We start from the raw sequence: 26,876 nt of genomic DNA, 5'->3' as shown, positions 1-26,876 counted from the left end.
ACCTCTTTTGTCAGGAGAAAGACCATGCAACTCGCATCCCGTTTCGCTTTCCGCTCCCCCTCGCTGCGCAGCGATTACCCGCTGTCCGACGACCAGATTCACCGCGTGGCCCCGTCCATCTTCGCGGATGCCCCGCACGAGAGCCGTTCGCAGCGGTACGCCTATATCCCCACCGCCGCCGTGCTGACCGAGCTTCGCAAAGAAGGCTTCCAGCCTTTCATGGTGACGCAAACCCGCGTGCGCGACGAAGGCAAGCGCGAGCACACCAAACACATGATTCGCTTGCGCCATGCCAGCCAGATCAACGGCGCGGAGGCCAACGAAATCGTGCTGCTGAACTCGCACGACGGCACCAGCAGCTATCAGATGCTGGCCGGAATGTTCCGGTTCGTGTGCAGCAATGGCCTTGTCTGCGGCAACACCGTGGCCGATGTGCGAGTGCCCCATAAAGGCGACGTGGCCGGTCTGGTCATTGAGGGGGCTTACGAAGTCTTGAGCGGTTTCGATCGGGTGAAGGAATCGCGCGATGCCATGCGCGGCATCACCTTGGACGATGGCGAATCCGAAGTGTTCGCCCGCGCCGCGCTCGCCCTCAAGTACGACGACCCCGACAAGCCCGCGCCCATCACGGAATCGCAAATCCTGATGCCGCGCCGCTTCGACGACCGCCGCCCCGACCTGTGGAGCGTGTTCAACCGCACCCAAGAAAACCTGACCCAAGGCGGGCTGCGTGGCCGCAGCGCCAACGGGCGCCGACAGCAAACCCGCCCGGTGCAGGGCATCGACCAAAACATCCGACTAAATCGCGCCCTCTGGCTGCTGGCCGATGGCATGCGCCAGTTGAAAGCCTGAATCCCCACGCGGCAGGGGCAGGCAGCAGCCCTTGTCGCTTTCTTCGCTGCTGCATCCCTGAACCGATAGGAGTTATCACCATGAACGCCGTTACCCAAACCGAAGCCCGCGCCATCAACACCGCCGCCGCTATCCCGCTGGAAGCCGCTGATCCGACCAAGAACCTGATTCTGGTTCCGCTGTCGCGGCTGGTGTCGCGTCCCACTGGCCGCAACGTGCGCAAGACCCCGCGCATGTCCATTCCCGAACTCGCCGCCAGCATCCAGCGTGTCGGCCTGCTGCAAAACCTCATCGTGATTGCCGCCGCCGATGGCGAGCATTACGAGGTCGTGGCCGGTGACCGTCGCCTCGCAGCGTTGAAGCTGCTGGCGAAAAAGCACCGCATTAGCAAGGAATGGGAGGTGCCTTGCCTGCTGGTGGCCGATGGCACCGCCCGCACGGCCAGCCTCACCGAGAACGTGCAGCGCGAAGCCATGCACCCCGCCGACCAGTTCGAGGCGTTCGCCGCGCTCGTGGCCGAAGGCCGCAGCATCGAGGACATTGCAGCGGATTTCAGCGTCACGCCGCTGGTGGTGCAGCGCCGTCTGAAACTCGCCAACGTGTCGCCGCGCCTGCTGGCCGACTACCGGGCCGAGGCCGTGAGCCTTGACCAGTTGATGGCCCTCGCCATCACCGACGACCATGCTGCGCAGGAAGCCGCGTTCTACGATGCGCCCACATGGCAGCGCGGCCCGCACAACCTGCGCGACCGCCTGACCGAACGCGAAATCGACGCCTACCGGCATCCGCTGGTGCGCTTTGTCGGGCTGGACGGCTACGAGCAGGAAGGCGGTGGCATCCGCCGCGACCTGTTCGCGGAGGGCGACAAAGGCGTGTATCTGACCGATGCCGCACTGCTGGAACGGCTGGCGCAGGACAAGCTGGCAGGTATCGCCGCCAAGGTGCAGGCCGAGGGCTGGGCGTGGGTGGATGCCACGCCGGGCATGACCCATGCCGATCTGCAAGCCTTCCAGCGTGCGCCAAGGGAACGCCGCAGTCCGAACAAGCGCGACGCGCAGCGCATCGAGAAGCTGCAAACCAAGCTGCACGAACTGGCCGAGGCGGTGGATGCCGCGCTGGACGACGAGGACGAGGAAAAGGCCGATGCCTTGCAGGAAGAAGGCGAACGCCTGGGCGAGCAGTTGCAGGCGCTGGAAGATGGCTTGCTGGACTATGCGGCCAACGTGAAGGCCGCAGCCGGTGCCATTGTCACCATCGACCGCGACGGGCAGGCCGCGATTCATCGCGGGCTGCTGCGCGAAGCGGAGGCCAAGGCACTGCGCACGCTGGAGCGGCTGCGGCAGGGTTTCGGCAGCGAAGGCGAAGCCGCGAACGAGGACGCAGGCGAGGACGACGAGCAGCCCAAGACCGCCGCCATGTCTGACCGACTGGCGCAGCGGTTGAGCGCGCACCGTACCGCTGCGCTGCAAATCGAAGTTGCACGGCATCCGCAAGCAGCGCTGGCCGCCGTGGTGCATGGCATGGTGCAGACCGTCTTGCAGGAAAGGCACTACGGGCACGACCTGCCGCTGGGTGTGCGCCTCACGGTGCAAGACCGGCTGGAAGGCATGGCCCCGGACTGGCCGGAATCACCCGCCGCCGTGGCGCTGCGCGAACTGCAACAGGTGGCAGGCGAAACCTTGCCGGAGGACAGCGCCGAACTGTTCGCCGCGCTGCTGGCGAAATCACAGGATGAACTGGTGCGGCTGTTGGCCGTGTGCTTAGCTTCCACGGTGGACGTGGTGACGCCTCGCGCCACGCCGCACCAGCCCGGCGCGGAACTGGCGCAGGCCGTGGGGCTGGATATGGCCGCGTGGTGGCAGCCCACCAATGAGGGTTACTTCCGGCATGTGCCGAAGGCCGCGATTCTGGAAGCCGTTGGCGGGTTCGCGCCCTCGCACGTCACCCGACTGGCGAAGTTGAAGAAGGGCGACATTGCCAGCGAAGCCGAACGGCTGGCCGCTGGCACCGGCTGGATGCCCGCCATCTTCCGCTCCGAAGGCCCGCAGCAGACCGGGCAGGACGCGCCGGCGGATGGCGAAGCCGAAGCACAGGAAGAAGTGGCCGCCGTGGCGGATGACCAGCCGCAGGCCGAGGCTTTGGCCGCGTGACTTCGCACCGTAGATAGCGCCCCGGTTCCGGCCGGGGCGCTTCATGTTGAGGATGCCTGCCATGACCCACCAACCCGCAAACCGCCCCCGCATAGCTGCGACCTATGCCTCCGGCACGGTGCGCGCCCGCCGCTGGCACGGCGACGGCGACGTGCGCGGCTACCGTCCGCCGCGTGGCTGGACGGCCCGCGCCGACCTGACCGATCTGCATCCCCTCACGGGCCGCGCCTTGCCGCGCGCCGTGTGGTGGATCATCGAAACCAAGGAATAACGAGCCGCACCGGCCCCAAGCCGTGCCGCCTTGGGGCCGGTGGTCGAAAACTCCGGGCGCGGCGGTGGCCGCGCCCGGTTTCACTGCTCAAAGCCAAAACGCCCCATCGCCGCCTTCGGACAGGCGGCGATGGGGCCACGCACAAGGGCGCTCGTGCGCGAAATCCACGAAGCCAGCAAGTGTGGCGGCGCATCGCGCCGCCAACGATTCGACCGAGCCCCGCCGCAATGGGCGGGGCTGGTGTGGCTACGCCCCGGCTTGCTGCGGCAGGTTGCACGAAAGCGTGCCGTCCCCGACGCTGGCGGTTCGTTGTCTGTACGTCACGAAAGACGGTTCACCGACACGCCGCCCAGCCTCGCTTCTATGGAGCTTCCACACCACGCCTCAGTATGTGGCCGTGAGCTGCGGCAGGGGCGCTCTGGCCTTGTCGTCGGGGCATTGACCTGGCCCGCGTCAGGGCGCAAGCCGGTGCAGCCGTCACGCGGGGATGCCGAGTTGGCCACGTCTCCATTCGGGAGCGGGCGGCCTGTGCGTCCTTGTCTTGTTGTGAATCCTGGCGGTGGCGCGGCTGCGCCTTGTGCTTGATGGCCGCAACCTTGCAGCGAAAACAATTTCCCCTGCGCTGCGCGCATTCCTCGCGGGACAAATTCTTTTCGCTTCCAGGTTCTCCACGTTGTTGCGACCGCTGTGCGGTGCGACCAGCCCATCCCCCGCCGGCCGGATCACAACAAGGACGCACTGGCGCGACCTTGTTCAACCCGAAAGGAGAAACATCATGGCTAACATCGGCACCTTCACCGCAGAGAAAGACGGCTTCACCGGCACGCTTCGCACCCTGACGCTCAACGTCAAGGTCAAGCTGGTTCCCAACGACAAGGGCGACACCGAGAACGCCCCCGACTTCCACCTGCAAGCGGCTGGCCACGAAGTCGGCGCAGCGTGGAAGAAGACCAGCGAGGCCGGGCGGGAATACCTGTCCGTATCCATCGACGACCCTTCGTTCCCGGCGACGGTCTATGCCCGCCTGATCGAGAACGAGGACGGCACGCACGACCTGATCTGGTCGCGCAACAAGCCGAAGGCGGCCTGACAGCCGCTTACCGCGTCCCGCCCACTGCGGCGGGGCGCGATGCTGCTGATCGCAGCACCGCACGCGCAGGATTTCTGCTGCTGCCGCGTGCTGGATACGCCCGTCACGGCGGGCCTGCATGCGTGCCTTGTGGCTCGCAATCCGTGTCAACGAGCGGTGTGTGGCGTGTCGGCGCTGTAAGCGCCGCCGGGCTTTCGGGCTTCGCCCCGTGCCGGCAAGCCGTCACGGCCATCCGGCTTCAATCCCTCACGCCTTCGCGCCTGCGGCGCTGCGCGCTCCGCTTGCTGCAATTCAGTACCACACGCCAACGCGCTAAGGCGTGTCGGGCTCTTCCAATATCGCCCTGAGTTCCTGGCGCACCTGTGCCAGCAATTCATCAGCTTCGCGGGTGCTGTCACCGGCATAAGCCAATGTGAGCAGCGTGAGCGGATGCACTTCCATGACCTCGCACAGATCGGCCAGCTTCTGGATGGTTGGGCTTTTCAGGTCGCGCTCCAGCGTGCTCATGTAGGTGCGACTGGACACGTTGGAGAACGCTTCCTGGCTCAAACCACGCGCCTTCCTTACCGTCCGAATCGCCGCTGCCAATGAGTTCTTCGCTGCCACCTATGGTTTCCCCAAAAAACCAAGATGACAGCCCATTGCGCCCTATAGGACTACAATCTATAGTGTTCATTTGGTGGTGATGTTTTCCTTTTCCGTGCTTTTACGGAGATCCGCATCTGCGGATTTCCTCAGACCCAGGGAACCGCATCCGTGTCTTTCCTGACTTCCACCAATACGCCTTCGTGCCTCTCCGCTTTTGCGGCTTCGTGCGCTTGCGCATACGTGCATCCGTCCGCAGGCACAGATGCGCCTCGGCGATTGCGTGTGTTCGTGGAAGGGGCGCGGCCTTGACCACGCTTGTCACCGAGGAAGACCGGGTGCACCTACTGGCCCACGGCCTCACCCGCGCCGCAGGCCAGGAATGTGACCCGCTGCCCGTGGTGCGCCTGTTCACACCGGACGCACATGCGACCTGGCTATTGGCCGCGCTCGATCCGACCGATGGCGATACGGCCTACGGCCTGATCGACCTCGGGATCGGGATGCCTGCCCTGGCGACGGTGAAGCTGTCCGATCTGGCGTCCATCGTCGGGCCGCTCAAGCAGCCCGTGATACGAGATCGGTATTTCCAGCCGACGCGGCCGCTGTCGGAATACGTTCGACTGGCTCAGGAAAACGGTTCGATCACCGATTGACGCATTCCAGCGCGACCAGGCAAAAAGTATCGCATTGTGACTATTTCGGTCTTAGCCAAGACCTGGCAAGTCTTGATCCGCATGCTTGCACCAGGGTGGTGCGCTCCTGACCAAAACAGTCATGATGCCAGGCGCGAGATTCGGCACGGTGTTCAATGCTGCACCCCATTTCCGGGCGGTGCAGTCGTCGCATTTAGACGATTTCGGCAATGCACTGGAGCGAATCTGTCTTGACACCAGCAGTTAAAGCGTAACCCGAGTTTGATGACCACTTGATGGCGATTCGATAGCTCCCGCACAGCGGAATTGTGGCGACGTTCCCAGAAACAGGGAGGTTTCGCCATGACTGACCGCAGCAGCCAACACTGGTATCCCACGGCCGCGTATCTCTACACGCTGCACCTCGATGGCCCAGCGCTGGCTTGGGAGTATTTGCGCAGGAATCCAAGCTACCGGCGCGACTGGCTACGCCGGCGTCGCAAGCCTGATGCGGCGCAGGCCTGGGGCCTGCGCCTGCTGGAAGATCCCGGCCTGGATGCGCGCGACGCACATCCTGCTTGGTTCCCCGATCACGATGCCGTGGTGCAGCTATACCCCGACGCCGACCCACCACCCGATGCGCATACCTTCGAGTTCTGGCGCATTCCTGGGCGCAAGCAACTGACCCACGACGGCAAGCGCCTGGTGCTCGTATCGCATTGGCCAGGCTGCTGCGTTCGGCTGGCACTCGCACCCGACCTGGAAGATGGTTCGGCCTATCTCTACGCCACACGCGCCTGCGCCACGCCCTGTGCGCGCTACCGCACGCTCGCTGCGAAGCTGGATGCGCTATCTGCCGCAACCGTGGCCACGCCTGTGGCAACAGCCCGCTCCCGCCCCACGCCCGCCGCGCTGCTGGAACTGCATACCTTGCAAGCGCTCGACGCGACCCTCGCGGGAGCCTCCTTGCGCGAGGTGGGCGAAGGTCTGTTCGGCGCGGATGCCGTCGCGGCCGACTGGCACAAAGACAGTGCATTGCGTGCCCGCGTACGGCGGCTGGTACGCCGCGGCGATGAGCTGATGCACGGCGGCTACCGCCGACTAGCGCAGCTTCCAATGTTCCCGTCGCATTAGGGGGGACGTTTCTCGACCCGTGCGAATCGTCCCTTAGCAAGAAGCCTTGCTTTCTTGAGAGTGCCTCTATCCGGCCGCGTGGTGTGGCCGGGCTTGATGGAGGTACATCCCATGCGACCTGCTCCCTCGCGGCCTGCCGCCGCTGCCGTCACTGCGACCTCGCAGCCTCAACGCTACCTGACAAACGACGAAGCCGCCGACTACCTGCGGCTGTCGCCGCGCACGCTGGAGAAGCAGCGGGTGATCGGCGGCGGCCCCAAGTTCCGCAAGTTCGGCCGCCGCGTCATGTACGCGGTGTCCGACCTCGATGCCTGGGCCGACCAGCGCAGCTACGAGGCCACGTCCGATCCCGAATACGCCGAGCGCCACGCGGGCGACTACCGTGATGGCCGCTGATCGTCGGCGCGTGGGTGGCCTTCGCCATGTCCAGCCCGCCAGGGCAAGCCTTGCCGCAGCGCGAACAGCTCGATCTGTTCCGCGCGCTGCCGGGCGACATGGCGCCACGCGATTCCCAGGACTTGATGGCCTTTCCGTTCTTCTCGCTTGCCAAGTCGCGGCGCACGGCGCCGATCGACTTCCGCAGCGGGAACGTCACCATTCGCGTGGAAGGCACGCAGGAGCACGGCATCGCAACGATATGGGATGCCGACGTGCTGATATGGGCCGCCTCGCAGATCGTGGAGGCGCGCGACGCGGGCCTGCGCCCGTCGCGCTGGATACGCGCCACGCCTTACGAGATTTTGCGCTTCATCGGGCGCGGCACGTCCCTCAACGACTACCAGCGCCTGAAGGCCGCCCTCGACCGGCTGCAATCGACCACGGTGGCCACGTCCATCCGCGAAACCACGGGAAGGCGCTTGCATCGCTTCTCGTGGATCAACGAGTGGAAGGAACTCGCCGACGCCAGCGGCACCCCGCTGGGCATCGAGCTGATCTTGCCGGACTGGTTCTATGCCGGCGTGCTCGACGCCGCCCTGGTGCTGACCATCGACCCGGCCTATTTCCGCTTGAAGGGCGGTATCGAACGCTGGCTGTACCGCCTGGTGCGCAAGCATGGCGGGCGGCAGGAGCACGGCTGGCAATTCGACTTCCGACACCTGTACCGCAAATCCGGCAGCGCGGCCCGCTTCTCGGACTTCGCCTACGACGTGCGCGCCCTGGTGGCGCGGCAGTCGTTGCCCGGCTACGTCCTCGGCATCGAGCGGATGCCGGACGACAACACCGAGCTGCTGACCTTCCGGCCCGTGCCGCACGCGGCACGGGGATAACTGCGGGAGAACCTGTGGACGGCCTCGTGCTATCAGGAGTACCGGGTATCGTGCTATCAGGAGTACGACCCTCGTGCTATCAGGAGTACGAAAACGCCGGAAAGCCAACAACGGCGCGGGTTTGCGTTCCCTCTAACTTACCTAACAAGAAATACATAACTTTTAGTAGAAGCGCGCCGTTTCGGTGGACAACCACGAAACGGCACGGCCAGGCCGGCTTTCCAGCTCGGAGGGCCGCGCCATGATCTTCGCGTTTCTCAACCAGAAAGGCGGCGTCGGCAAGACCACGCTCGCCACGCACATCGCCGGCGAACTGGCGATGCGCGGCCTGCATGTCATCCTGCTGGATGCCGACCCGCAGGGGTCATCGCTCGACTGGACGCAGCGGCGTAGCCAGCAGGGCCTGCCCCGTCTGTTCAGCGCCGTGGGCCTTGCCCGCGAAACGCTGCATCAGGAAGCGCCAGAACTCGCCAGGCGGGCCGATCACATCATCATCGACGGCCCGCCGCGCATCGCCGCCCTCGCGCGTTCCGCGCTGCTGGCGGCCGAGCGCGTGCTGATCCCCGTGCAGCCCAGCCCCTACGACGTATGGGCTTCTGCCGAGATGGTCGCACTGATCCGCGAAGCACAGGTGTTCCGGCCAGCGCTGCGCGCGGCCTTCGTCATCAACCGGCGCGTCAGCACCACCATCATCGGCAGGGAGGCACGGCAATCGCTGGCCGAACAGCCGCTGCCCGCGCTGCGCTCGGAGATCCACCAGCGCATCGTCTTTGCCGACAGCGTAGCCGCTGGCCGGCTCGCCCGCGAAACCGCGCCCGACAGCGCCGCTGCCCGCGAGATCGCCGCGCTCACCGACGAACTGCTGCGGTGGCCGACATGACTGGGAAGCCACCACCACGCAGCAAGCGCGTCGGCATCGGTGCGCGTCCCCCAGCGAATCCGCACGCCGAAGCGTGGATTCGCCAGGGCGACGCAGATGCCGTGCAGAAAGGCGACCTCTACACCGCTCGACTGACGCTCGACATCACGCCCGCCATGCGGGCGCGCATCAAGGTGTCGGCCTTCACGCGAGGCGTGACCGTAGCCGAACTGCTGCGCGACCTGCTGGAGCGGGAGTTTCCCCCGGAGGGCACGCCGTGAACGCATCCGCTTCGACCGCCCACACCCCCAAAGCAAGTGCGCCCACGGCTGCGCCGCCGCCGGCGCCTTCGACACTCGCCGGCCAGGCCGGCAACGTGCCGCTGACGCGCGTGGCGCTGGCCTACATCGAACCGCGCTTCAAGCTCTACCTGCGCTTCGGCGAACCGGCGCGCACGCTCCAGCTCGACCGCTGGCGGCGCTGCGCCGTGTTCCTGCCGAACGCGGTTCTGTGCCGCATCCGTTGGCAGGCCAACGACTACGGCACGATCCGCTGGCAGCTCATGGTGATGCAGACCGCCACGCCGCTGGACGCCGTGCAGCGCATCCCCGGCGTGCAGCCGGGCGCGCGTCTGCTGCTGCACGCCGAAGGCGATGCCAACGTGCGCGCCGTGCTGGAACGCATCGACGGCATCGAGGCGCTGGGCATCGCAGCCGCAGACACATCGCCCGCGTACTGGCGCACGCTCGCGAACCGGCTCGCAGCGCGCTCGGCGCTACCCACATACACCGCAGAACGGCACGCCGCCTGGCTGGCCGGGAGGGCATTGCCATGACCACGATTTCCACGACCGGCCCCGTGCCGCATCCTCGCTCGCGCCTGCGCGCTCGCCTCGTGCTGGCAGGCTTCGCCACCGTCGGCCTCGCTGCGCTGGCCTGGGCGGCGTTCGTGCAGCCCCTGCCGCGAATGGCCTACAACCCGTCCGACAGCGTGGCGGTCGGTTGGTATCGCATCGAACCGTTCGACCCGCGCACCGCCTCGCGGCCACGTCCGCTGTCCGTGGACAGCATCGTGCTGATGCCGCTGCCCGACAGGGCCGCCATGCTGGCTGCGCAGCGCGGCTACCTGCCGACCCGCGTTCCGCTGCTCAAACGTGTGGGCGCAGTCGCGCCACAACACGTTTGCATCGTCGCCGGCCAGGTTCGCATCGACGGCGTGCCGGTGGCCGCCGCCCTGCCTGCCGACCGGCTGGGCCGGCCGCTGCCATCCTTGCAGCTTTGCCGCCGTCTCCAACCGGGCGAACTGTTCCTGTTGAGCGCGACCAACCCGGCGTCGTTCGACAGCCGCTATTTCGGGCCGGTCAGCGCGTTCGCCGTGATCGGCGTTGCGCATCCGATCTGGCTGGAGACACGTCCATGATGGCCGCCGATTCGCTGCACTTTGCCGCGCCTCTCATCGTGCCATCGGGCATGTCGTTCTACTGTTCGTCGCCGTGTCGTCGCGCGTGCAGTGCGGGTGCATTCGCACCGCACTTCGCGCTGCCTTCGGCGCAGCCGCCCAACGTGCAGGCGTCTTGCCTCGAACGCGCCTGGCCTGCGGCCATTGGCGTGTTCGCCGGCGGGCTGGCTGCTCGTGCAGCAGCGCCGCCGGGCCGCCGATGCCCGGAGCGGGAGCGAGGGGCAAAGGCGGAAGGCAAGACAAAAGGGTTCGGCACTCTGCCGCCCGCAAAGCCAGTCTGCACGTGGGGGTGGCGCGGCACGGCGCGGCTTCGCCGCCGTGCCGCGTGGGGCGCGAGGCACGCGCCGATGCAGGCATGTCCGCGTGCTTCGCACGCTCGGACACGCCGGAGCTTGCAGGGAGCACAGCCATGACCGACCGCGGCGACCATGATTTCTGGGTGCGCCCTGGCGCGCCGAAGAACCGAGGCAAAGGCCAGGGCCAGAGCTTCGTTTCCAAGGTGCTCAAGCAGGCTGGCAAGGCCAGCGGCGGCAAGTCGGCGGTGCGCCGTCCTACCGCTGGCGGGAGCGGCCAGCACGCCGGCCAGCGGCCCGGCTCACGGCTTGGACGCGGCCATACGGCGGCGCGCTTCGCAGGCGCAAAGCTGACCCCTATGTCACGGCGCGTGACCATCAAGACGCTGCTGGTCAACCAGCGCAACGCCAGTCCGCAGTCGCTCGCCAAGCACCTGCGCTACATCGAGCGCGACGGTGCCGGCCGGAACGGCGAGCCGGGCCGTGCCTACGGGCCGCAGACCGACGAAGCCGACCTCGATGCCTTCAAGGAACGCTGCCAGGACGACCGACATCATTTCCGCTTCATCGTCTCACCTGAAGACAGTGCGGAGCTGGACGACCTGCGCACCTACACCCGGCACCTGATGAACCGGATGGAGGCCGACCTGGGGACGCGGCTGGATTGGGTGGCGGTCGATCACTGGAACACCGACAACCCGCACACGCACCTGATCGTGCGCGGACGCGACGATACCGGCAAAGACCTCATCATCGCGGGCGACTACATCGCCCACGGCTTCCGCCATCGCGCCGCCGAGCTGGCGACGGAATGGCTGGGGCCGCGCACCGAACTGGAGATCCAGCAGACCTTGCAGCGCGAGGTGGAGCAAGAGCGGTGGACGAGCCTCGACCGCACGTTGCAGCGCGAGGCCGGCGAGGATGGCCGGGTGCAGATCGAACGCTTCAACGAACCCCGGCTGCAACGCCAGCGCCTGCTGCTGATCGGCCGCCTGCAACACTTGCAGCGCCTGGGCCTGGCCGACGAGGTGCAGCCCGGCACCTGGGCCGTCCATGCGGACGCGGAGAAGACCTTGCGTGCCCTGGGCGAGCGTGGCGACATCATCCGAACGATGCAGCGGGCCATGAGCGGCAAGCCTCGCGAGCTGGCGGTGTTCGAGCCGGGCGACGACGGCCGCACTATCGTCGGTCGCGTGGCTGCTAAGGGTCTGGCCGACGAGCTGCACGACCGCGGCTATCTGGTCATCGACGGGTTGGACGGCAAAGCCCACTACGTCGCGTTGGACGCCCGCGACGAGCTGGCGAACTATCCCATCGGCGCGGTGGTGGAGGTACGCGGTTCCGCCGAGGTGCGGGCGGCCGACAAGAACATCGCCACGCTGGCGAGCAATGGCCTGTACCGCACCGATCACCACCTGGCGATCGAGCAAGGCCGAGCCAAGCCCGGCCGCGACCCGCAAGAGGCTGTGGCGGCCCATATCCGCCGGCTGGAAGCCCTACGGCGGGCCGGCATCGTGGAGCGCGTGGCCGAGGGGTTATGGAAGGTGCCGGACGACTTGGCCGAGCGTGGCCGCCAGTACGACGCGCAGCGGCTGGGCGGCGTGGCGGTCGAACTGAAATCGCATCTGCCGATTGAACGGCAGGCCCGCGTCATCGGCGCGACCTGGCTGGATCAGCAGTTGATCGGCGGCGGCAAGGGACTGGGCGACCTGGGCTTTGGCGGCGATGCTAGGCAAGCCTTGCAGCAGCGCGCCGACTTCCTCGAAGAACAGGGGCTGGCCCAGCGGCGCGGGCAGCGGCTGATTCTCTCCCGGAATCTGCTGGAAACGCTGCGCAATCGGGAGCTGGCGCAGGCCGCCCAGCACATTGCCGCCGATAGCGGATTGGAGCATCGGCACGTCACAGACGGGCAGCGCGTAGCCGGCATCTACCGGCGCTCGGTCATGCTCGCCAGCGGTCGCTATGCGCTGCTCGATGACGGCATGGGATTCAGTCTGGTGCCTTGGCGGCCGATAATCGAGCCACGACTGGGGCAGCAGATCGCCGCGACTGTACGCGGCGGCGGTGTGTCATGGGAGGTTGGACGGCAAAGAGGTCCTGGGATTGGATCGGGGCCGTAGGCTGTCGTACCGAGTTAAGGTGTCGAGCAGCGTTTTGGCCCTAGCTTCTGTGCTCCGTTAAGACGACTAGTCTGTGCTTATCGACGACGCTGTGGGTGCATGGTTGCTTGCCAATTCCGGTGCAACTCGCAAACGCGCTGCCCCGACCTGAACTGCCCATTCAACGATCTGCCCGGCCAATATATCCGTGGCGACACCGAACGCGCTCACCACATCGGCCTCTCGCTTGCTGCCTGTGGCTTGGATTGCTTCGAAGCGTCTACTGGCAATAGCAGTCCGTTTGGCCGGATCGACCAGTTGCACATCGAGCCGAACCGCGGCGATCGCTTCAGTGCCGCGGTATTCGAGCTGGAACGCCCGCAGCGTACTGCGCAACTCCATATCGGCGCTCATTGGGGTGCTATCGGTAATCACGGAAGTCGACCGCCCATCGCGCATGAAGGCTTCGACGATTCGGTCACGCAGCAGCACCGGTGCGGGGTCGGCCCAACGCACTCCTTGCCAAGCCGACAAGCGACCATCGGGCTGCGCAATGAACAGCCGCTCCGAATCCAGGACGCGACTACTCTCAGGGGCGTAGACGCGCAGCGCCCCGGGTCCCGGAACGTCGCGCGGCGTACTCTCCGCCTGGGCGATGTGATAGTCGGGCAATTTGTAGGTGACCATTGGAGCTGCTTTGGGAAGCACACTGCAAGCGGACAAGCCGAGTACTAGCGTCATAGTCACGGCAGCGACGGGAATCATCCTGGCGGAAGTGTTCACGGCTTGGTTTCCTCAATGTTCTCTCCACCGAGCAGGTATTGCGCCGGATTGCGATCCAGTCGGCGCAGCACGGTGTTTAGATTGGCCAGCGCCTGCTGGAGTTCGTGCATGGCAGGACCTGTGGCGGCCAAGCCCTGGTTCAGCGATTCCTGATTGTTTTGCAGTAGCGTCTCAACCCTGAAAGCGGCGCGTTCGAGGGATGCCGTTGCATCACGCGTGTTCACCATGATTTGCTTACCATCGTTATTTAGTAGCAGGTTGGCATCGCGAAGAGTGCTATTTGCTTGGCGCACGGCAGCTGTCGATTCTCTGCTTGCTTCGGTCAGATTGCTGATTAACGTCGCGATCTCGGCCCTCTGGTCAGCGACCGCGCCCGTGGTCTGTTCAAGATTCACCAGACTGCGGTGCACAAGAGCCAAATTCTCCTTCGACAGTAACTCCTGCGTGCGCAGCAAGATGCCGTTGAGTGTCGTCATGCTGTTCCCCTCACCGGAGACCAGGGATGCCATCGCCGAACGTGGTGCGAGGATCAACGGTTCCTCGTCCTCTCTCCGATCCAGCAATGGCACGTTTGGCCCACCGTCGCTCAACTCGATCACCGCGTTGCCGGTAATTCCCGTGATGACCAATTCAGCGCGGGTATCCTGCCGGACCGGGATGGTGGCATTGATGCGTACGCGCGCTATCGCCCGCCTTGGGTCTCGCGGTGAAAGAGAAAGTGCAACGACTTCGCCAATCGTGATTCCGCTGTACTGAACCTGGCTGCCGGGCGTAAGCCCGGTCACTGGCTCATCGAACATAATCCGGTAATACTGGTAATCGTGGTCGGAACGTGTGTCGCTGAGCCAAAGCGCGAAGCCAATACCAATCGCACCGAGCAGCACGACGAACAGACCAATGAATACATGATGGGCACGTGGTTCCATGATCAGACCACCTCGTTCTCAGAGTTTAAATATTGCGTGCGCCCAGCCCAATGCGTGCGCGACGGAAGAATGATGCAGATGCGGAGGGGTTTCATGGCTGCGTCTCTTGGCTGGAAGCACCAGTGGCCTGTGCGGCCGCACGGCCACGGGGGCCGTGAAAGTATTCCTGTATCCACGGGTGCTTGAAGCGCTCGACTGCCTCGATGCCGTCGTTGATGAGTACCTTCTGGTTCGCCAGGACCGCGACACGGTCGCATATGGTGTACAGCGTATCGAGGTCGTGGGTTACCAGAAACACCGTGAGGCCCAGTGCATTGCGCAGGGTCAGAATCAATTGGTCGAAAGATGCAGCCCCGATTGGATCCAGTCCTGCGGTGGGTTCGTCAAGAAACAGGATGTTCGCATCAAGCGCCAAGGCTCTCGCCAGTGCTGCTCGTTTCACCATGCCTCCGGACAACGAGGCCGGATACTTGTCTCCCGCTCCGGCAGGCAACCCCACCAAGCCCAGCTTGCTTCTTGCCAAACGCTCGGCAAGAGGCCGCGCCAGACCGACATGCTCGATCAAAGGAAGAGCGACGTTCTCCAAGACGGTCAGCGATGAATACAACGCGCCCTTCTGGAACAGAATGCCGAACCTTCGCTCCATACGCGCGCGCGCAAGCCATTGGGCTCGCAGTAGGTCGCGCCCCCCGATACGGACCACGCCCGAATGCGGCTTCTGCAGCCCGACGACGCTACGCAAGAGCACGGATTTCCCGGTGCCTGACCCTCCCACCACGCCAAGGATTTCCCCGCGCCGCACGTCCAGGTCTAGGTCCTGATGGACCTGCTGGGTTCCAAACCTGTTGTCCAGGCCGCGCACTTCAATAGCGTGTCGCACACCGTTGTCGGTGTCTTGCTTCACCGCGCTCACCAGCCCATCTCCATGAAGAACAGTGCAGCGATGGCGTCTATCAGGATCACCATGAAGATTGATTGCACGACACTAGACGTCGTGTGGTCGCCTACCGACTCAGCGCTACCGGCGACCTTGAACCCTTCATGGCAGCCGATAGCGGCGATCATCACCGCGAAGAGCGGGGACTTGCTCATTCCGACAAGAAAATGGCGCACCTCGATTTTTTCCTGCACGATGGCAAGGAACTGTGCGGGAGGAATTTCCAAGCTCAGTGCGCATACGGTGGCGCCGCCCGCAATGCCAGCCAAGATGCCTACTAAGGTGAGCAGTGGCAAGGACACAAGAAGCGCCAGCACGCGTGGCAGCACCAGTAACTCGATGGGGTCGAGCGCGTTGGAGCGAAGCGCATCGATCTCTTCATTTGCCTTCATCGAACCGATTTGGGCGGTGTACGCGCTTGCGGTACGGCCTGCAATCAATATGGCCGGGAGCAGCACTCCGAACTCGCGCATGAACGAGAAGGCGACCAGATGCACCGAGAAGATGCTCGCACCGAAGTTGGCCAGCACCGTTGCTCCCAGGAACGCCACCACCATTCCTACCATGAAGCTCAGTAGCGCCACGATGGGAATGGCGTCCACCGCTGATCGCTGGATTTGAGCGATCACCGAGGTCGCGCGCCAGCGACGCGGGTGACGAACGGTACGGCTCCATGTTTCGATGATCTGGCCCACGAACCCGGCCAGACCAAGACACGCACGACAGCCCTGTTCCAAGGTCAGGCCTATGCGTCCCAGACCGCGGAGCAGAGGATTCCCGCTCACCGCTGCTTTCTCCGTCTTCTGCTGATCGGTAGCAGCGGCGGCCAGCGCTCTCATTAGGGCGAGGCGATCCGAGGACAGATTTGGAGCTGCCTCCGGCCGGTCGAGTATCGAGTCTGGCCCGAGAATTTCCACCAGCAGAGCCGCGCCGGCGGTGTCCAGTCTCTGGACTTGCGTCCAGTCGAGTAAGGGAGTGGCGTACCCCTCGGCATGACTGATGCGGGCGGCGGACACGGATTTTGCCAGACTGGCGTAGTGCTCTATCGTCCAGTCGCCACCCGCCAGCCATTTGTGATCACCGCCGACCATGGCATCCTGCCGGAGCCAAGCCTGTGAAGCGTTGCTCATGGCTGCGTGTCCCGCCAAGCGCTGTCGATGCGCTCGATGCAGTTCGTGATCGCCGCTTTGGCATGACCCAGCAATGTGTACGAACCGGCGAACTCTTTAATGACGTTGCCGCGCTCGAAGCAACTGGCGGCAGCAACCCGGCGTCCCGTCCTTAAATCGACTGCTTCGAACTCTAGGCTGGCACCACCCGTCGTCACGGGTCCAACCAGCAGGGTCGTCATTGCATTGACTGCCCGATTCGGTGTCTGCAGTTCGGTGACCGCTACACGCACCCGAACCTGTCCCGCGCCACCTGGGGGGGCGGGACTTTTGCCTTCCTGGCGTTTCAGTTCGCTCGTCACATGGTCTAGCACTTCGCGCTGCTGCGCGTCATCGAGCCCATCGATGCGACCCGAGGCGGTCTTGATCTGCGCTTCTTCCACCACGACAGCGGCATAACGCTTGGGCTCGAATCCCGCTGCGCGGTACATCAGTACGTTCTCGTATCGTGTCGGCGATAACTTCTCGTAGTCGCCGAGAAATCCGGAGCGCGTCATGCTGTTGGTCGCGCATCCAGAGAGCGCGCCTGCTACGCAAAAAAAGATGCCGCCGCGGATCAATGCAGTTTTGCTCTTCATAATGGGTCTCCTTGATCAAACGAAACTAAGACAGGCAATGCCTGCTGCGATGAGGGCGGTGCCAGACCAGCGCGTTACCGATGCGACATCGCCTAGTAGGAGGGCGCCGACGCCCAAGTTTCCAAGTAGCCCGATTCCTGCCCAGGCTGCAGAGGCCGCGCTGATCGGAATCCGCTTGAGCGCGAACCACAAAAGTGCGCCGCTGGCCGCCATGCACGTCACTGCCACACAGAGGCCGACCCAGCGCATCGGACCGCCCGCCGTGATGGCCCGCAGGCCCAGTGGATAGCCCGCTCCTAGAACCCCTGCGGCAATGACAATCGACCAGGATTTCCAGATCAGCGGATGGGTGCTGAATCGCATAAGCCTAGCGAGACATACGCATGAAGCGTGGGTGCATACGAATTCTGAGAATGCGCAGCACGCGGCGGCTCGCAAGAGACTCATGAGCGATCTCCATGCGCGGTGGCGACACTCAGGTTCCACGGCCCAATTCGCTTGATTCCAAACAGGACTTCGTAAAGCAGCGGAATCAAGCCCAACGTCACCAGCGTTCCGAGTGCCAGCCCACCGATCATCGCGATCGCCATCCCTTTCCATAATGGTCCGGAGAAGAGCATGAGTGGCACCAGTCCCGAAATGCAGGTGACCTTGGTCATCACGATTGGACGAAGCCGTTGTATCGCGGCCCCAACCAAGGCTTCATGGCGTGGCAGGCCTTCCGCTAGCCCCTGGTCGATGCGTTCCAGCAAGAGCACGGCGTTGTTGACAATGATCCCGAACAGGGCCAGTACGCCGAAGGTCGCCATGAAGCTGAAAGGTGTGCCGGTCAGCTTCAGAGCCAATACCACGCCGATAAGCGTGAAAGGGATCGTCGCGAGGATCACACCGAGCTTGCGGAAAGAATTGAACTGCCATACGAACAGCATCAGCATCGCCAGAAATGCGAGGGGCATGTAGGTCGACAGCGCGGCGTTCGATTCGGCGGCTTCCTCGATCTCGCCGCCAAGTTCAACCGAGTAGCCCGCGGGCAGGTCCAGGGCAGCGACGCTAGGCGCCAGGCGGTTGATGATCTCCTGGGCGGTGTAAGAGGTGTTCTGTCCTTGCACGGTGATCGTGCGGATGAGATTGCGCCGTTGGATGACCGAGGGCTCGCTCGCGAGCGATACGTCTGCGACCTGAGCCAGCGTCACCGCTGGACCGCCGTTGGTGGGATAGATGAGCGTCGCGCCTACGTCTGCCGTGCTGCGACGCTCGCTTACGATACTGCGCAGGACGATCGGGACGGAGGTGTCACCGTCGCGAATAACCGAGATCGATCTGCCGCTGTAGCGGACATCCAGCCCGCCAGCGATGTCTTCAGTCGTCACGCCCGCCCGACGCGCGCGGTCCTGGTCGACCCGTACGTCGATGCGGCCAACGCGCGTATCCCAATCGTTCTTGACGTTGATGGTGCCGGGCAGCTTGCGCAGCGCTGCTTCGATTTTGGACGCGGCCCCCAACAATACCTCCTCATCCGGACCGCTGACGCGATAAATGGCAGTCCCTGACTCGGTCGCACCGAGCGAGAAACGCTTGGGCTCGGCGCGCACGTCGCCATGTGCTTGCGCAAAGTAGCTGCGGGTGCGGGCGAGGACGGCGTCGATGTCGCTCTTCGGCTTCAATGTGACAACGAAGTACGCGATGTTCGATGCCGGCAGTGGTGGATTCAGGCTAAGGATGAAGCGCGGGCCACCATCGGCGACGTAGCCGATGTGATCGGAGACTTCTGGATTGATGTTCGTGTCGCCCAGCCAACCACTGATCTGCTTCACGCGGGCGAGCGTTTCGCGCGAGTCGGTACCGGGGGCGAGCTGCACCGGAATCTGGAACTGAAGCCGGTCGGACTTGGGCATGAAATCGTACGGCAGGGTGGTGAAGCCATACAGCGCAATGGCAAGCGCCGCGATCATCGACGCTACATAGACCGCCTTATGGTGGAGCACCCACTCCAGTACGCGCCGGTAGCCACGGTAGAAGCGGGTGTCATAGGCGTCGCCCTGCTCCTGCTTGTGATGGGGTTTGGCGAAGTGGTAGCACAATAGGGGCGTGACAGTCAGGCACAGCAGCCACGAAGCGAACAACGTCAGTGCCAGCACGACCACGAGATTGTGCAGATACTCGCTCGTGGCGTTCTGGCCAAAAAAGAACGGCGAGAACACGATCACGATCACGAGCGAGGACGTGAGCAGCGGAATGGCGAGCGTGCGGCCCGCCTCGAGGCAGGCATGCTTACGATCTTCGCCACCGGCCAGGCGGCGTTCGATGTCTTCGGCAATCACAATGCCGTTGTCCACCAACAAGCCGAGCGCAATGATGATGGCGCCCATCGAGACGTTCTGAAGCTCGATGTTCATCGCGCGCATGACGATGAGTGCACTGAGGATCGTCAACGGCACGATCATGCCCACGATGATCCCGGTGCGCCAACCGAGAAATAGCACGACGACACCGAGGACGACGATGATCGTCTCCATCATGACGTGGTTCATTTTGCCCATCTCGTGCTTGACGACATCGGCCTGGAAAGTGACGTATGACAGATCGAAACCCGCCGGCAGCAGCTTCTCCTGGTCTGCAACCCGTGCTTTGAGCGCTTTTCCGAACTGCTCCACGTTCTGACCGGAGGCCATCGAAACCGCCATGACGACAGCGGGCTGGCCTTTGTAGATGGCAGCAGATTCCGGCGGATCGGCTGGCCGCACACTCACCTGCGCCAGTTCACCCAATGCGATCGTCGGCACGGGCGCCGTACTACTTTGCGGTCGTGGCAGCGCGATCGGCATTGCTCGCAGGGAGGGAGCGTCACGCACTTCGCCACTGACCGCCAAGGTTGCATTGATGCCGCCGACAACAATTTGTCCACCCGAAGCGACGACGTTCTGTTTGACGAGTTGGTCGATCACCCCCTGTGGTGTCAGCTCCAATCGCGCGAGCCTAGGCCGATCGAATTCGAGATAGACGCGCTCTTCCTGCAGGCCGTAGAAAGTGATGCGCTCAATACCAGGCACGGTGTACAGGCGGTCGCGCATCTGCTTGAGCGCGACGCGCATCTCGCTCATGGAGTAACCTGGTGCAGTGACCGCAATCGAGGCAACCGCGACGCGGCCGAAGTCTTCGTCGACGAAAGGCCCCATCGTGCTCTGTGGTAAGGCATCCTTCGAATCGGCGACCTTGGCCCGGACGCGCTGCCAGATCGGTGCCAAGTCGGTGTAGCGGTCCCAGATCGTGACCTGGATCATGGCGCTGCCTGCGCGCACGGTGCTCGTCACGCGCTTGACCTCTGCCAGTTCGCGCAAGCGCTCCTCGATCGGCCGGGCAATGAGTTGCTCAACGCGTTCGGCGGGCAGCCCCGGGTTCAACGCCGTGACCATCGCATCGCGGACCGTGACAGTCGGCTCCTCCTGAGAAGGAAAATTCAGGAAGGTCGCGATGCCGGCGACGAAAATGATGAGCGCTACAAAGTAGGTAAGTCGACTGGCGCGCAGCGCCATCTCGGTGATCTTCATGATGAAGTAACCTGGTGGATCGCGTTAGCGCTTGGTCAATTGAGTGGTGGCTTCCAGTGGTGTCACTGGCTGTCCATCGGTGAGCCATCCTCCTCCGGCGGCAACCACCGTCTCGCCGGGCTTGAGTCCAGCGAGGACGCGCGCGCTGTCTCCTTCCTGTACCGGCGTGAAGCGCACCGCGCGACGGTGCACCTTCTTATCTTCAGGGGTGTAGACGAAGACGGAAGCCTCGCCCGGCTTCGTGCCGAGCACCAGCGAGGCATAAGGTATGGATACAGTCTCGGGCCGAGAGGTCTTGGAGGTTGCCGCAGGTGCGTCGAGCACGACCTGTACGGGAATACCTGGCCGAAGTGCGCGCGCTTGCGCGTTATCTTCAGGCACTAGCACCACGGGTAGGAGCGAGCCATTTTCGGCGCGCAGACCGACACGACGTACCACCGCTCGGATTGGTTGTTCGGCTCCGCTCCAGCTCAGTTCTGCGCGTTGGCCGACATCTATGTGAGGTGCCTGTGTAGTAGACGCGTTCGCGATGATCTCAGTGCCACTGCGCACGCCGTCGACCTGAAATACCGGCGCACCAGCAGCAATGTCGGTGAACGCCAAAGCCAGCTTTTCCGCCACGACACCATCGAAAGGAGCGACGATCATCGTGCCACGTTGTGCTCGTTCGGCCAGGCCAAGCGCCGCCTTGGCAGTGCGCGCTTGACCCTCTGCGACCGCTAGCTGCGCCTTCGCGCTCTCGAACGCAGCAGGGGAGATGACTTCGCTTTCGAGCAACCGGCGCTGTTGATCTGTCTGTACACGTCGATCCATCAGGCCGGCTTCGGCGGCCGCCAGGGATGCTTGCGCTTGTGTCACGCGAAGCCGGTCAGGTTGCGCATCAAGTTCTGCCAGGACTTGGCCGCGGGAGAACCGTTCACCCACGTCGACGTTCAACTTGGCGATCCGTCCTCCTGTTTCAAATCCTAGGATGCTGCGCTCGGTTGCTCGCGCCGAGCCAGTCAATTCGATGCGAGAGCTATGCGGGAGATCCGACTGCGCGGCGGCGAGCTTCACTGCGCGCGGAGGCTCGGATACGGTGGATTGCGAGTCTCCGCACCCTGAGAGCAGAGTCGAAATGGATAGTGTGCAAGCAACCGCCAAGGAGCGCGGTGCGCACGCGGTCATGACACCGCTACGGACGCGACTCATGTGCGTCCTTTTGCCGGGACAAGTTCGAGATGGCCCGAGGCGAGATCCTGGAGCGCCCGAAAGAAATGCCGCCGCTCTGCGGGTGCGAGTATTGGCAAACCCAGAAGATCGGCGAACAGGGCGCCATCCAATGCCAGCATGATGAGTGCCGCGGTCTCGGTGCCACGCGGGGATCGACGCACGCGTTCGTACTGCACGCGGTAACACTCGCGCAGTGGGTCGAGAAGTGTTGGATCTTCCGCAGCTGCCGCGAGCAGCGCTGCGCCCATCTTCTGCATCTCGTCGTCGGGCATCGCTTCCACCTGGCTCGACAGCCAGGGGTCCGGATCTCCGGCAAACCTGCGCTCGTGATTGGCTTGTACCGCGTCGAACGCCCGGATCATCTCGTCGATCAGTGTCACGAACAAATCGCGTTTGGTCTTGAAGTGATAGAGAAACGCCCCTTTGCTCAACCCGGCCCGCACAACGACGGCGTCCAGTGTCAAGCGACTGGCACCTTCCTCCAGCACCAGTTCGCGGGCGGCCTGCAGGATGCGGTCGCGAGTTCGCTGGGCTCCTTGCTGGAGGCCGGGCTGCGCATCGGCGCTGCTATGGGCAGTGGACGGGGGGGGCAACTTTGTTTTCGCGCGGGGCGGCATGGTCGTGCTCCAAAAAAGCTTGAGTCATATACAGTCCAGACGGTATAGTAGAAGCCATACAACAGTCCGTCAAGACTTTTTCGGAACGCAAGGAGCTGCCATGTCTCAAATTCTTGAACGCTATCGCCTCATTGCCATGATTTCTCCGCTACTGCTTCTTGCGGCCTGCAGCCATGCCCCGCACTCTGCCGATCCACCTCGCCTGGATGTACCGGCCCATTTCTCAAATGAAGAGGGAGGTGAAGGCATCTTGGACAAATCGTCCCGCCGTACTCTTCCCGTCGATTGGTGGACGGCCTACGGCGATCCGCACCTCAATGCCTTGGTCCGGGCGGCGCTGGAGCGCAATACCGAACTGACGATTGCGCGAGCGCGCGTGGACGAGGCATCGGCCGCCACGCGGCGAGCACGGGCCTCCCTGCTCCCCTCGTTGTCCGCGGGCACGCAGGCAACTCGAGGACGCGACTATTCAGAGAACGTTGCAATCGGCAATGATGGCCGCGCCACGTTGTCCGCATCGTGGGAGGCAGACCTGTCGGGACGGCTTTCGCAGGCAGCAGAAGGTGCGCGCCTGGATGCGGTGGCAGCCGAACAAGCGTGGGTTGCCACGCGGTGGCAGGTCGCGTTTGAAACAGTGTCGGCGGCTGTGCAGCAGCGCCAAGCCAGTGAGCTCGAAGCGCTAGCCGCGGCGCGGCTGGCATCCGCAGAACGACTCGTCTTGCTGATGCAACGGAAGTTCGAGGCCGGACAAGCTACCGGCTTCGACATCGAGCGTACCCGCGCCGGCGTCGTCGCACTGCGCGTGGAGCAAGAGCAACTGCGGCGTGCGCGCGGCGAGGCGACGCATGCACTCGATGTACTAGTGGGACAAACGCCCGGAGCGCCTGCAGCTTCCCCAACTCTTGCGTCGCTCGCCGTCCCGGACTGGACACCGACACGCATACCTGCGGACCTGCTGAGTGAGCGGCCCGACGTGCGCGCCGCCGAAGCGAAGTTCGCCGCCGAAACCGCGCGCTGGAACGCAGCCGAAGGCGAACGCTTCCCCAGGCTGGTGTTGGACCTGAGCGGCGGACGGCAGCGCGTAGAGAGTGTGGGAACCCGCATCACTGGAAACATTTTTTCACTTGGGGCCGGGGTGTCGTTGCCGATCTTCGATGGTGGCGCGATCCGTGCCGGCATCGAGACCGGAGAGGCGCGCAGCCGAGCTGCCCGTGCGGAGTTCGAGCGCACTTTGTTGAGTGCTTTGCAGGACGTAGAGAACGCATATCTCGGTTGGCATACGCAGCACGCAGCACTGGAGCATCAGGCCGAGGGTGTCGCAGTCGCGGAGCGTCAGCTCGATCGCAGCCGACGTCTGTTCGAGGCGGGACAAGTGGACGCCACGGTGGTGGCCGAGGCTGAGGCCGGGGTGCTGTCAGCGCAGGCTTCGCTGATCCGCACGCGGGCCGAGACAGCCATGCAATGGGGCGTCCTGGCAAAAGCATTATCCGGCTCTCCTGTTTGATCGCAGAAACATGCTGGAGCAGCTTGCGAAGGCTAGCTAAATAGCGTGACGCAAGGCGAAGGTGGTGAGGCCTGAGTGATGAGGAATGCGAACATGGAAATTCGACACCTGCGCTACTTTCTGGCGGTGGCAGAGGAGCTGCACTTTGCCCGAGCCGCAGAGCGCCTCCACATAGAGACATCGCCGCTGTCGCGCGCCATCAAGGAACTTGAGGAAGAGTTGGGCGTAGCGCTATTTGCGAGAACCACTCGGAGCACCCGCTTGACTCGTGCGGGCAGGCTCTTCTTTGAGAGCGTGCCGCGTGTCTTCGCAGCTTTGCAGCAGGCGCGCGACAGTGTGAACGCCGCAGCCAATGGCTTTCATTGCCAGCTCCGTATTGCATTGTCTGATGGAATCACGCCATCGCGCCTGCCTGCGTTGTTGGCGCTCTGCCGGCAGGAAGAGCCGGAAGTGGAAGTTCGCTTCTTCGAGGTGCCTTTGGCACAGCAAATCAAGGGATTGTGTGGCGAACTGTACGATCTCGGCTTCGCTCAATCGGATGAAGTCGGCGAAGGCATCATCGCCGTGCCGGTGTGGAGTGACCCTCTGATGGTAGCTGTGCCCGCACGGCACCCCTTGCTATCCCACAAACAGATTCCCCTAGAAGAGCTGTTGCGGTATCCGCTGGTGCTCTGCGACGCGGTGGCGTGTGAGGGCCATGCTCGGCAAGTTGAACGGGTGCTACGTCGCGTGGACATAGAGCCACTGATTGCCGAACGCGTGACTTCCAGCGATCTAATGATGGTCCTGGTTTCGGCGGGACTTGCACTAGGCCTCACAGGAGGCGCGCATATCACAGCCAGCAGGGAACAGGGGGTGGTCGCACGGCCGCTGACTGGACGTTCGCCAATGCTCACGACCTATCTACTACGGCCGGCCAGCGAGCCGTCAGAAATGCTGACTCGCTTCATGGAACGCGTTCATTCGATCAAATCTCCAGATGCCAAAGGTCGGCGGTAAACCATCACACAATCTCCCAAAGAAAATTAACCATGAAGAAGATTGCTCTCATATTGCTTTCCTCGACATTGGCAGCCTGCAGCCCATCTGGGAAACCAGATAAAGCCAACCTTCCGACAGTCGATGAATTAGCGCTCAATCCTGAGCGTCTGAAAGAGTTGCGCAAGCAATGCAAGTTGGATCGACCAATGCTGGGCGACCAACTATGTAACCGGGTTGCCGAGGCTACGCGAAAGCGCTTTTACGAAGATGGCGATGTGCCCCACACCACGCCTAAAGAGCCGCCGAAGTTCTAAGCTGGTGGTCATGCCGGAGTATGTATGCCGGATATGAAAAATTTGAAGGAGAATCGCAATGGGTTGGATCTATCTTGTTTTGGCTGGATTGTTTGAAATCGGATGGCCGGTCGGGCTGAAAATGGCGCAAGAGCCAACATCGCGTTGGAGTGGGGTCGCAGTAGCCGTCTCTTTCATGACAATTAGCGGCGCCTTCCTATGGCTTGCTCAGCGTCAGATACCGATTGGGACTGCTTATGCGGTGTGGACGGGTATCGGAGCGGCGGGAACTTTCTTAGTCGGAATTCATTTCTATGGCGACCCAACCTCCCTGATGCGATACCTTGGCGTGGCGTTGATCATCCTGGGCGTTATCACGCTCAAGTTATCGAGTTGATCGCTAGCTCCATTGGTAGCGTAGTCGCTAGGCGACCCAGCTCCCAGAGTGGATCGGGCGCTGGGAACTCGTACGGTCACCTCCTCTCTCTAGTCGCTATGTGACGAGCTTGCCGGCGCCTCGGGAGAGTTCGAGCCAGTGCGCGTAAGGCGGTGGGAGCACCCATTCCGGGTGGCTCCACCTTCAGTGCCTGCGCCAAGGTGACCTGAGTACGAACTTTGTAGCCAGTCAGGCAGTGAGTTCGGAGGGGATGCTATCGGATTGGATCCAGTTGCGCCGGATCGTCGCCGGCGGTTTGTAAGCATGCGCGCTATGCGGCCGCTGCTCGTTGTAGAACTGTCGCCAACGTTCGATCAGCACCTTCGCTTCGGTCCGACTGCGGAACCATTCGCGGTTGAGCAGTTCGTCGCCCATCGTTGCCTGCGAAGTCAGGACCAGCAGAATCCTGAGGGGAGTTCTCATCATGGTTTTCTCCGTTCAGACGCTTGGGATCAAGCGGCCGGAGACCACTACGCCTGCTTGGCTTTGCGCGCTGCCTCGACCAAGCTGTCGAGCCAGTCCTGATGGCCGTTGATCATCGGGTTGGGTTTGGCGTTGTGCAGCTCCTCGGCCGGTTTGCCCTTCTGAGTTTCCTGCGTGAGGATGCGCACGCGCCTGCCGTCCAGGTTCTCAACCAGCCAGGCGTGATGCACATCCAGGCGCGTATCTGTGCCTTCCTCGCCGGACCAGCCGTGCCAGGCCACGCGGCCGGGTTGCCCATCCGCAGGTGGCACGTATTCGTTGCACTGCCCCTCTACCGGGAAGCCGAAGGTCTCGAAGTAAAACCGATCGCCGTCGGCCAGTACCGGGCCTTTGCCGTCATGAAAGCACACGTTAGCCGAGTTGGCGTAGTAGCTTGGCCACAGCGATGGTGTGACGAGTAGAGGCCATACGTCGGCCGCGCTCAAGCCGGCGGCGATGATCTCATTGGAGGCGAAATTCTCAGTAAAGCCCGGCGTGTAGCCTTCGGGCCAGAGGATGGCGTTCTGTTGCTTGCTCATATCGAAGCTCCTTCACAAAATGTCGATGACGCAACAGGGGTGGCTGCGTCATTCAAGTGGTCATGGAGCAAATCATGAGCCTCCATCTGCAATAAGTGAAATCCTAAGTTTCTATTTTTGATATCATAAAATATGATATCAAGGCCTAGGTTCTGCCATCCACCGACTAGGCTATCTCGCAGCGGCGCTACGAAAGG

28 protein-coding genes and 1 pseudogene are annotated in these 26,876 nt (G+C 63.4%); 17 read left to right on the top strand and 12 right to left on the bottom strand.

What is annotated here, in order from left to right; genetic code table 11:
• The first annotated feature begins 24 nt into the window (after positions 1–24).
• The 4 genes from ACQG1Y_RS24445 to ACQG1Y_RS24430 all read left to right on the top strand — a co-directional run bounded on the left by ACQG1Y_RS24445 (position 25) and on the right by ACQG1Y_RS24430 (position 4,363).
• Positions 25–852 (top strand): DUF932 domain-containing protein, encoded by an 828-nt coding sequence (locus tag ACQG1Y_RS24445; RefSeq protein WP_003092327.1) that lies wholly within the window; start codon positions 25–27, stop codon positions 850–852.
• Positions 853–932: 80 nt separating this feature from the next.
• Positions 933–3,002: a ParB/RepB/Spo0J family partition protein gene (locus ACQG1Y_RS24440; protein ID WP_000994919.1), complete on the top strand. Its 2,070-nt coding sequence runs from the start codon at positions 933–935 to the stop codon at positions 3,000–3,002.
• 61 nt (positions 3,003–3,063) lie between these two features.
• On the top strand, positions 3,064–3,273 hold the full coding sequence (locus tag ACQG1Y_RS24435) for a hypothetical protein (RefSeq protein ID WP_022580212.1): 210 nt from the start codon (positions 3,064–3,066) through the stop codon (positions 3,271–3,273).
• Positions 3,274–4,048: 775 nt separating this feature from the next.
• The gene (locus tag ACQG1Y_RS24430; protein WP_001273857.1) at positions 4,049–4,363 is read left to right on the top strand and encodes a DUF736 domain-containing protein; all 315 of its coding nucleotides are present in this window, start codon (positions 4,049–4,051) and stop codon (positions 4,361–4,363) included.
• Positions 4,364–4,675: 312 nt separating this feature from the next.
• Here ACQG1Y_RS24430 and ACQG1Y_RS24425 read toward each other — a convergent pair whose 3' ends face one another.
• Entirely contained in the window at positions 4,676–4,969 is a 294-nt protein-coding gene (locus ACQG1Y_RS24425) for a helix-turn-helix domain-containing protein (protein ID WP_006379425.1), read from the bottom strand.
• Positions 4,970–5,256: 287 nt separating this feature from the next.
• On the opposite strand from ACQG1Y_RS24425, the gene ACQG1Y_RS24420 reads away from it, so the two are divergent.
• From ACQG1Y_RS24420 to ACQG1Y_RS24380, 9 genes are all read left to right on the top strand, one after another.
• Positions 5,257–5,604, top strand: a complete 348-nt coding sequence (locus ACQG1Y_RS24420) for a DUF2958 domain-containing protein (protein WP_016487838.1) — start codon at positions 5,257–5,259, stop codon at positions 5,602–5,604.
• A gap of 342 nt (positions 5,605–5,946) precedes the next feature.
• Positions 5,947–6,717 carry a DUF2285 domain-containing protein gene (locus ACQG1Y_RS24415; RefSeq protein ID WP_003092318.1) on the top strand — a complete coding sequence of 257 codons (771 nt, stop codon included), beginning with the start codon at positions 5,947–5,949 and terminating at the stop codon, positions 6,715–6,717.
• Positions 6,718–6,828: 111 nt separating this feature from the next.
• Complete coding sequence (locus ACQG1Y_RS24410) at positions 6,829–7,113, top strand: helix-turn-helix transcriptional regulator (protein ID WP_001247107.1); 285 nt, start codon at positions 6,829–6,831, stop codon at positions 7,111–7,113.
• A 50-nt stretch (positions 7,114–7,163) separates the two neighbouring features.
• A complete protein-coding gene (locus ACQG1Y_RS24405; protein ID WP_022580213.1) occupies positions 7,164–7,985 on the top strand; it encodes a replication initiator protein A in 822 nt (273 codons plus the stop codon).
• Positions 7,986–8,226: 241 nt separating this feature from the next.
• Positions 8,227–8,865 (top strand): ParA family partition ATPase, encoded by a 639-nt coding sequence (gene parA / locus ACQG1Y_RS24400; protein WP_003092312.1) that lies wholly within the window; start codon positions 8,227–8,229, stop codon positions 8,863–8,865.
• Positions 8,862–9,125, top strand: a complete 264-nt coding sequence (locus ACQG1Y_RS24395; protein WP_000147048.1) for a hypothetical protein — start codon at positions 8,862–8,864, stop codon at positions 9,123–9,125. Before parA ends, ACQG1Y_RS24395 begins: the two co-directional genes overlap by 4 nt.
• Positions 9,122–9,679: a DUF2840 domain-containing protein gene (locus ACQG1Y_RS24390; protein WP_023093372.1), complete on the top strand. Its 558-nt coding sequence runs from the start codon at positions 9,122–9,124 to the stop codon at positions 9,677–9,679. Before ACQG1Y_RS24395 ends, ACQG1Y_RS24390 begins: the two co-directional genes overlap by 4 nt.
• Positions 9,676–10,263 carry a S26 family signal peptidase gene (locus ACQG1Y_RS24385; RefSeq protein ID WP_003092304.1) on the top strand — a complete coding sequence of 196 codons (588 nt, stop codon included), beginning with the start codon at positions 9,676–9,678 and terminating at the stop codon, positions 10,261–10,263. The genes ACQG1Y_RS24390 and ACQG1Y_RS24385 overlap by 4 nt, the downstream gene beginning before the upstream one ends.
• Before the next feature lie 448 nt (positions 10,264–10,711).
• Positions 10,712–12,715: a relaxase/mobilization nuclease domain-containing protein gene (locus ACQG1Y_RS24380; RefSeq protein WP_000132148.1), complete on the top strand. Its 2,004-nt coding sequence runs from the start codon at positions 10,712–10,714 to the stop codon at positions 12,713–12,715.
• Between the two features lie 66 nt (positions 12,716–12,781).
• Here ACQG1Y_RS24380 and ACQG1Y_RS24375 read toward each other — a convergent pair whose 3' ends face one another.
• The 9 genes from ACQG1Y_RS24375 to ACQG1Y_RS24335 form a co-directional block, all read right to left on the bottom strand.
• Positions 12,782–13,381, bottom strand: coding sequence for an ABC-type transport auxiliary lipoprotein family protein (locus ACQG1Y_RS24375; RefSeq protein WP_259469579.1), 600 nt, complete (start codon positions 13,379–13,381; stop codon positions 12,782–12,784).
• Positions 13,382–13,473: 92 nt separating this feature from the next.
• On the bottom strand, positions 13,474–14,403 hold the full coding sequence (locus ACQG1Y_RS24370; RefSeq protein WP_000433686.1) for an MlaD family protein: 930 nt from the start codon (positions 14,401–14,403) through the stop codon (positions 13,474–13,476).
• Between the two features lie 91 nt (positions 14,404–14,494).
• Complete coding sequence (locus ACQG1Y_RS24365) at positions 14,495–15,307, bottom strand: ABC transporter ATP-binding protein (RefSeq protein WP_024944155.1); 813 nt, start codon at positions 15,305–15,307, stop codon at positions 14,495–14,497.
• 5 nt (positions 15,308–15,312) lie between these two features.
• Positions 15,313–16,470, bottom strand: coding sequence for an MlaE family ABC transporter permease (locus ACQG1Y_RS24360; protein ID WP_000063629.1), 1,158 nt, complete (start codon positions 16,468–16,470; stop codon positions 15,313–15,315).
• Complete coding sequence (locus tag ACQG1Y_RS24355) at positions 16,467–17,087, bottom strand: DUF3313 family protein (protein WP_000837791.1); 621 nt, start codon at positions 17,085–17,087, stop codon at positions 16,467–16,469. The genes ACQG1Y_RS24360 and ACQG1Y_RS24355 overlap by 4 nt, the downstream gene beginning before the upstream one ends.
• Positions 17,088–17,102: 15 nt before the next feature.
• Complete coding sequence (locus ACQG1Y_RS24350; RefSeq protein WP_038421338.1) at positions 17,103–17,450, bottom strand: DMT family transporter; 348 nt, start codon at positions 17,448–17,450, stop codon at positions 17,103–17,105.
• Between the two features lie 80 nt (positions 17,451–17,530).
• Positions 17,531–20,635, bottom strand: a complete 3,105-nt coding sequence (locus ACQG1Y_RS24345) for an efflux RND transporter permease subunit (protein ID WP_003092293.1) — start codon at positions 20,633–20,635, stop codon at positions 17,531–17,533.
• Positions 20,636–20,659: 24 nt separating this feature from the next.
• Entirely contained in the window at positions 20,660–21,802 is a 1,143-nt protein-coding gene (locus ACQG1Y_RS24340; RefSeq protein ID WP_227592346.1) for an efflux RND transporter periplasmic adaptor subunit, read from the bottom strand.
• A 20-nt stretch (positions 21,803–21,822) separates the two neighbouring features.
• Positions 21,823–22,464 (bottom strand): TetR/AcrR family transcriptional regulator, encoded by a 642-nt coding sequence (locus tag ACQG1Y_RS24335; RefSeq protein ID WP_024944154.1) that lies wholly within the window; start codon positions 22,462–22,464, stop codon positions 21,823–21,825.
• Between the two features lie 100 nt (positions 22,465–22,564).
• Here ACQG1Y_RS24335 and ACQG1Y_RS24330 point away from each other — a divergent pair, with 100 nt between their 5' ends.
• From ACQG1Y_RS24330 to ACQG1Y_RS24315, 4 genes are all read left to right on the top strand, one after another.
• Positions 22,565–23,968 carry an efflux transporter outer membrane subunit gene (locus tag ACQG1Y_RS24330; protein WP_000078291.1) on the top strand — a complete coding sequence of 468 codons (1,404 nt, stop codon included), beginning with the start codon at positions 22,565–22,567 and terminating at the stop codon, positions 23,966–23,968.
• 93 nt (positions 23,969–24,061) lie between these two features.
• On the top strand, positions 24,062–24,967 hold the full coding sequence (locus ACQG1Y_RS24325; protein WP_000405670.1) for a LysR family transcriptional regulator: 906 nt from the start codon (positions 24,062–24,064) through the stop codon (positions 24,965–24,967).
• A gap of 32 nt (positions 24,968–24,999) precedes the next feature.
• Positions 25,000–25,263 (top strand): EexN family lipoprotein, encoded by a 264-nt coding sequence (locus ACQG1Y_RS24320; protein ID WP_000717310.1) that lies wholly within the window; start codon positions 25,000–25,002, stop codon positions 25,261–25,263.
• Positions 25,264–25,321: 58 nt separating this feature from the next.
• Positions 25,322–25,639, top strand: a complete 318-nt coding sequence (locus ACQG1Y_RS24315) for a DMT family transporter (RefSeq protein ID WP_000539741.1) — start codon at positions 25,322–25,324, stop codon at positions 25,637–25,639.
• Between the two features lie 228 nt (positions 25,640–25,867).
• Here the strand turns inward: ACQG1Y_RS24315 and ACQG1Y_RS24310 are convergent.
• Positions 25,868–26,047 (bottom strand): annotated as a pseudogene (locus ACQG1Y_RS24310) (integrase core domain-containing protein); the annotation flags it as partial.
• Positions 26,048–26,148: 101 nt separating this feature from the next.
• Positions 26,149–26,679, bottom strand: coding sequence for a hypothetical protein (locus ACQG1Y_RS24305; RefSeq protein ID WP_000043569.1), 531 nt, complete (start codon positions 26,677–26,679; stop codon positions 26,149–26,151).
• Positions 26,680–26,876 lie beyond the last annotated feature (197 nt).

Source organism: Enterobacter cloacae complex sp. 397G4 (assembly GCF_050031515.1).
Lineage (GTDB): Bacteria > Pseudomonadota > Gammaproteobacteria > Enterobacterales > Enterobacteriaceae > Enterobacter > Enterobacter hormaechei_C.
This window is presented reverse-complemented; position numbering and strand designations above follow the sequence as displayed.

Excerpts from the sequence above, each read along its gene's own strand:
- ACQG1Y_RS24445 (WP_003092327.1), top strand. The coding sequence starts at position 25 with ATGCAACTCGCATCCCGTTTCGCTTTCCGCTCCCCCTCGCTGCGCAGC.
- ACQG1Y_RS24440 (WP_000994919.1), top strand. The coding sequence starts at position 933 with ATGAACGCCGTTACCCAAACCGAAGCCCGCGCCATCAACACCGCCGCC.
- ACQG1Y_RS24435 (WP_022580212.1), top strand. The coding sequence starts at position 3,064 with ATGACCCACCAACCCGCAAACCGCCCCCGCATAGCTGCGACCTATGCC.
- ACQG1Y_RS24430 (WP_001273857.1), top strand. The coding sequence starts at position 4,049 with ATGGCTAACATCGGCACCTTCACCGCAGAGAAAGACGGCTTCACCGGC.
- ACQG1Y_RS24415 (WP_003092318.1), top strand. The coding sequence starts at position 5,947 with ATGACTGACCGCAGCAGCCAACACTGGTATCCCACGGCCGCGTATCTC.
- ACQG1Y_RS24410 (WP_001247107.1), top strand. The coding sequence starts at position 6,829 with ATGCGACCTGCTCCCTCGCGGCCTGCCGCCGCTGCCGTCACTGCGACC.
- parA (WP_003092312.1), top strand. The coding sequence starts at position 8,227 with ATGATCTTCGCGTTTCTCAACCAGAAAGGCGGCGTCGGCAAGACCACG.
- ACQG1Y_RS24395 (WP_000147048.1), top strand. The coding sequence starts at position 8,862 with ATGACTGGGAAGCCACCACCACGCAGCAAGCGCGTCGGCATCGGTGCG.
- ACQG1Y_RS24385 (WP_003092304.1), top strand. The coding sequence starts at position 9,676 with ATGACCACGATTTCCACGACCGGCCCCGTGCCGCATCCTCGCTCGCGC.
- ACQG1Y_RS24380 (WP_000132148.1), top strand. The coding sequence starts at position 10,712 with ATGACCGACCGCGGCGACCATGATTTCTGGGTGCGCCCTGGCGCGCCG.
- ACQG1Y_RS24375 (WP_259469579.1), bottom strand. The coding sequence starts at position 13,381 with ATGGTCACCTACAAATTGCCCGACTATCACATCGCCCAGGCGGAGAGT.
- ACQG1Y_RS24370 (WP_000433686.1), bottom strand. The coding sequence starts at position 14,403 with ATGGAACCACGTGCCCATCATGTATTCATTGGTCTGTTCGTCGTGCTG.
- ACQG1Y_RS24360 (WP_000063629.1), bottom strand. The coding sequence starts at position 16,470 with ATGAGCAACGCTTCACAGGCTTGGCTCCGGCAGGATGCCATGGTCGGC.
- ACQG1Y_RS24355 (WP_000837791.1), bottom strand. The coding sequence starts at position 17,087 with ATGAAGAGCAAAACTGCATTGATCCGCGGCGGCATCTTTTTTTGCGTA.
- ACQG1Y_RS24350 (WP_038421338.1), bottom strand. The coding sequence starts at position 17,450 with ATGCGATTCAGCACCCATCCGCTGATCTGGAAATCCTGGTCGATTGTC.
- ACQG1Y_RS24345 (WP_003092293.1), bottom strand. The coding sequence starts at position 20,635 with ATGAAGATCACCGAGATGGCGCTGCGCGCCAGTCGACTTACCTACTTT.
- ACQG1Y_RS24340 (WP_227592346.1), bottom strand. The coding sequence starts at position 21,802 with ATGACCGCGTGCGCACCGCGCTCCTTGGCGGTTGCTTGCACACTATCC.
- ACQG1Y_RS24335 (WP_024944154.1), bottom strand. The coding sequence starts at position 22,464 with ATGCCGCCCCGCGCGAAAACAAAGTTGCCCCCCCCGTCCACTGCCCAT.
- ACQG1Y_RS24330 (WP_000078291.1), top strand. The coding sequence starts at position 22,565 with ATGTCTCAAATTCTTGAACGCTATCGCCTCATTGCCATGATTTCTCCG.
- ACQG1Y_RS24325 (WP_000405670.1), top strand. The coding sequence starts at position 24,062 with ATGGAAATTCGACACCTGCGCTACTTTCTGGCGGTGGCAGAGGAGCTG.
- ACQG1Y_RS24320 (WP_000717310.1), top strand. The coding sequence starts at position 25,000 with ATGAAGAAGATTGCTCTCATATTGCTTTCCTCGACATTGGCAGCCTGC.
- ACQG1Y_RS24315 (WP_000539741.1), top strand. The coding sequence starts at position 25,322 with ATGGGTTGGATCTATCTTGTTTTGGCTGGATTGTTTGAAATCGGATGG.
- ACQG1Y_RS24305 (WP_000043569.1), bottom strand. The coding sequence starts at position 26,679 with ATGAGCAAGCAACAGAACGCCATCCTCTGGCCCGAAGGCTACACGCCG.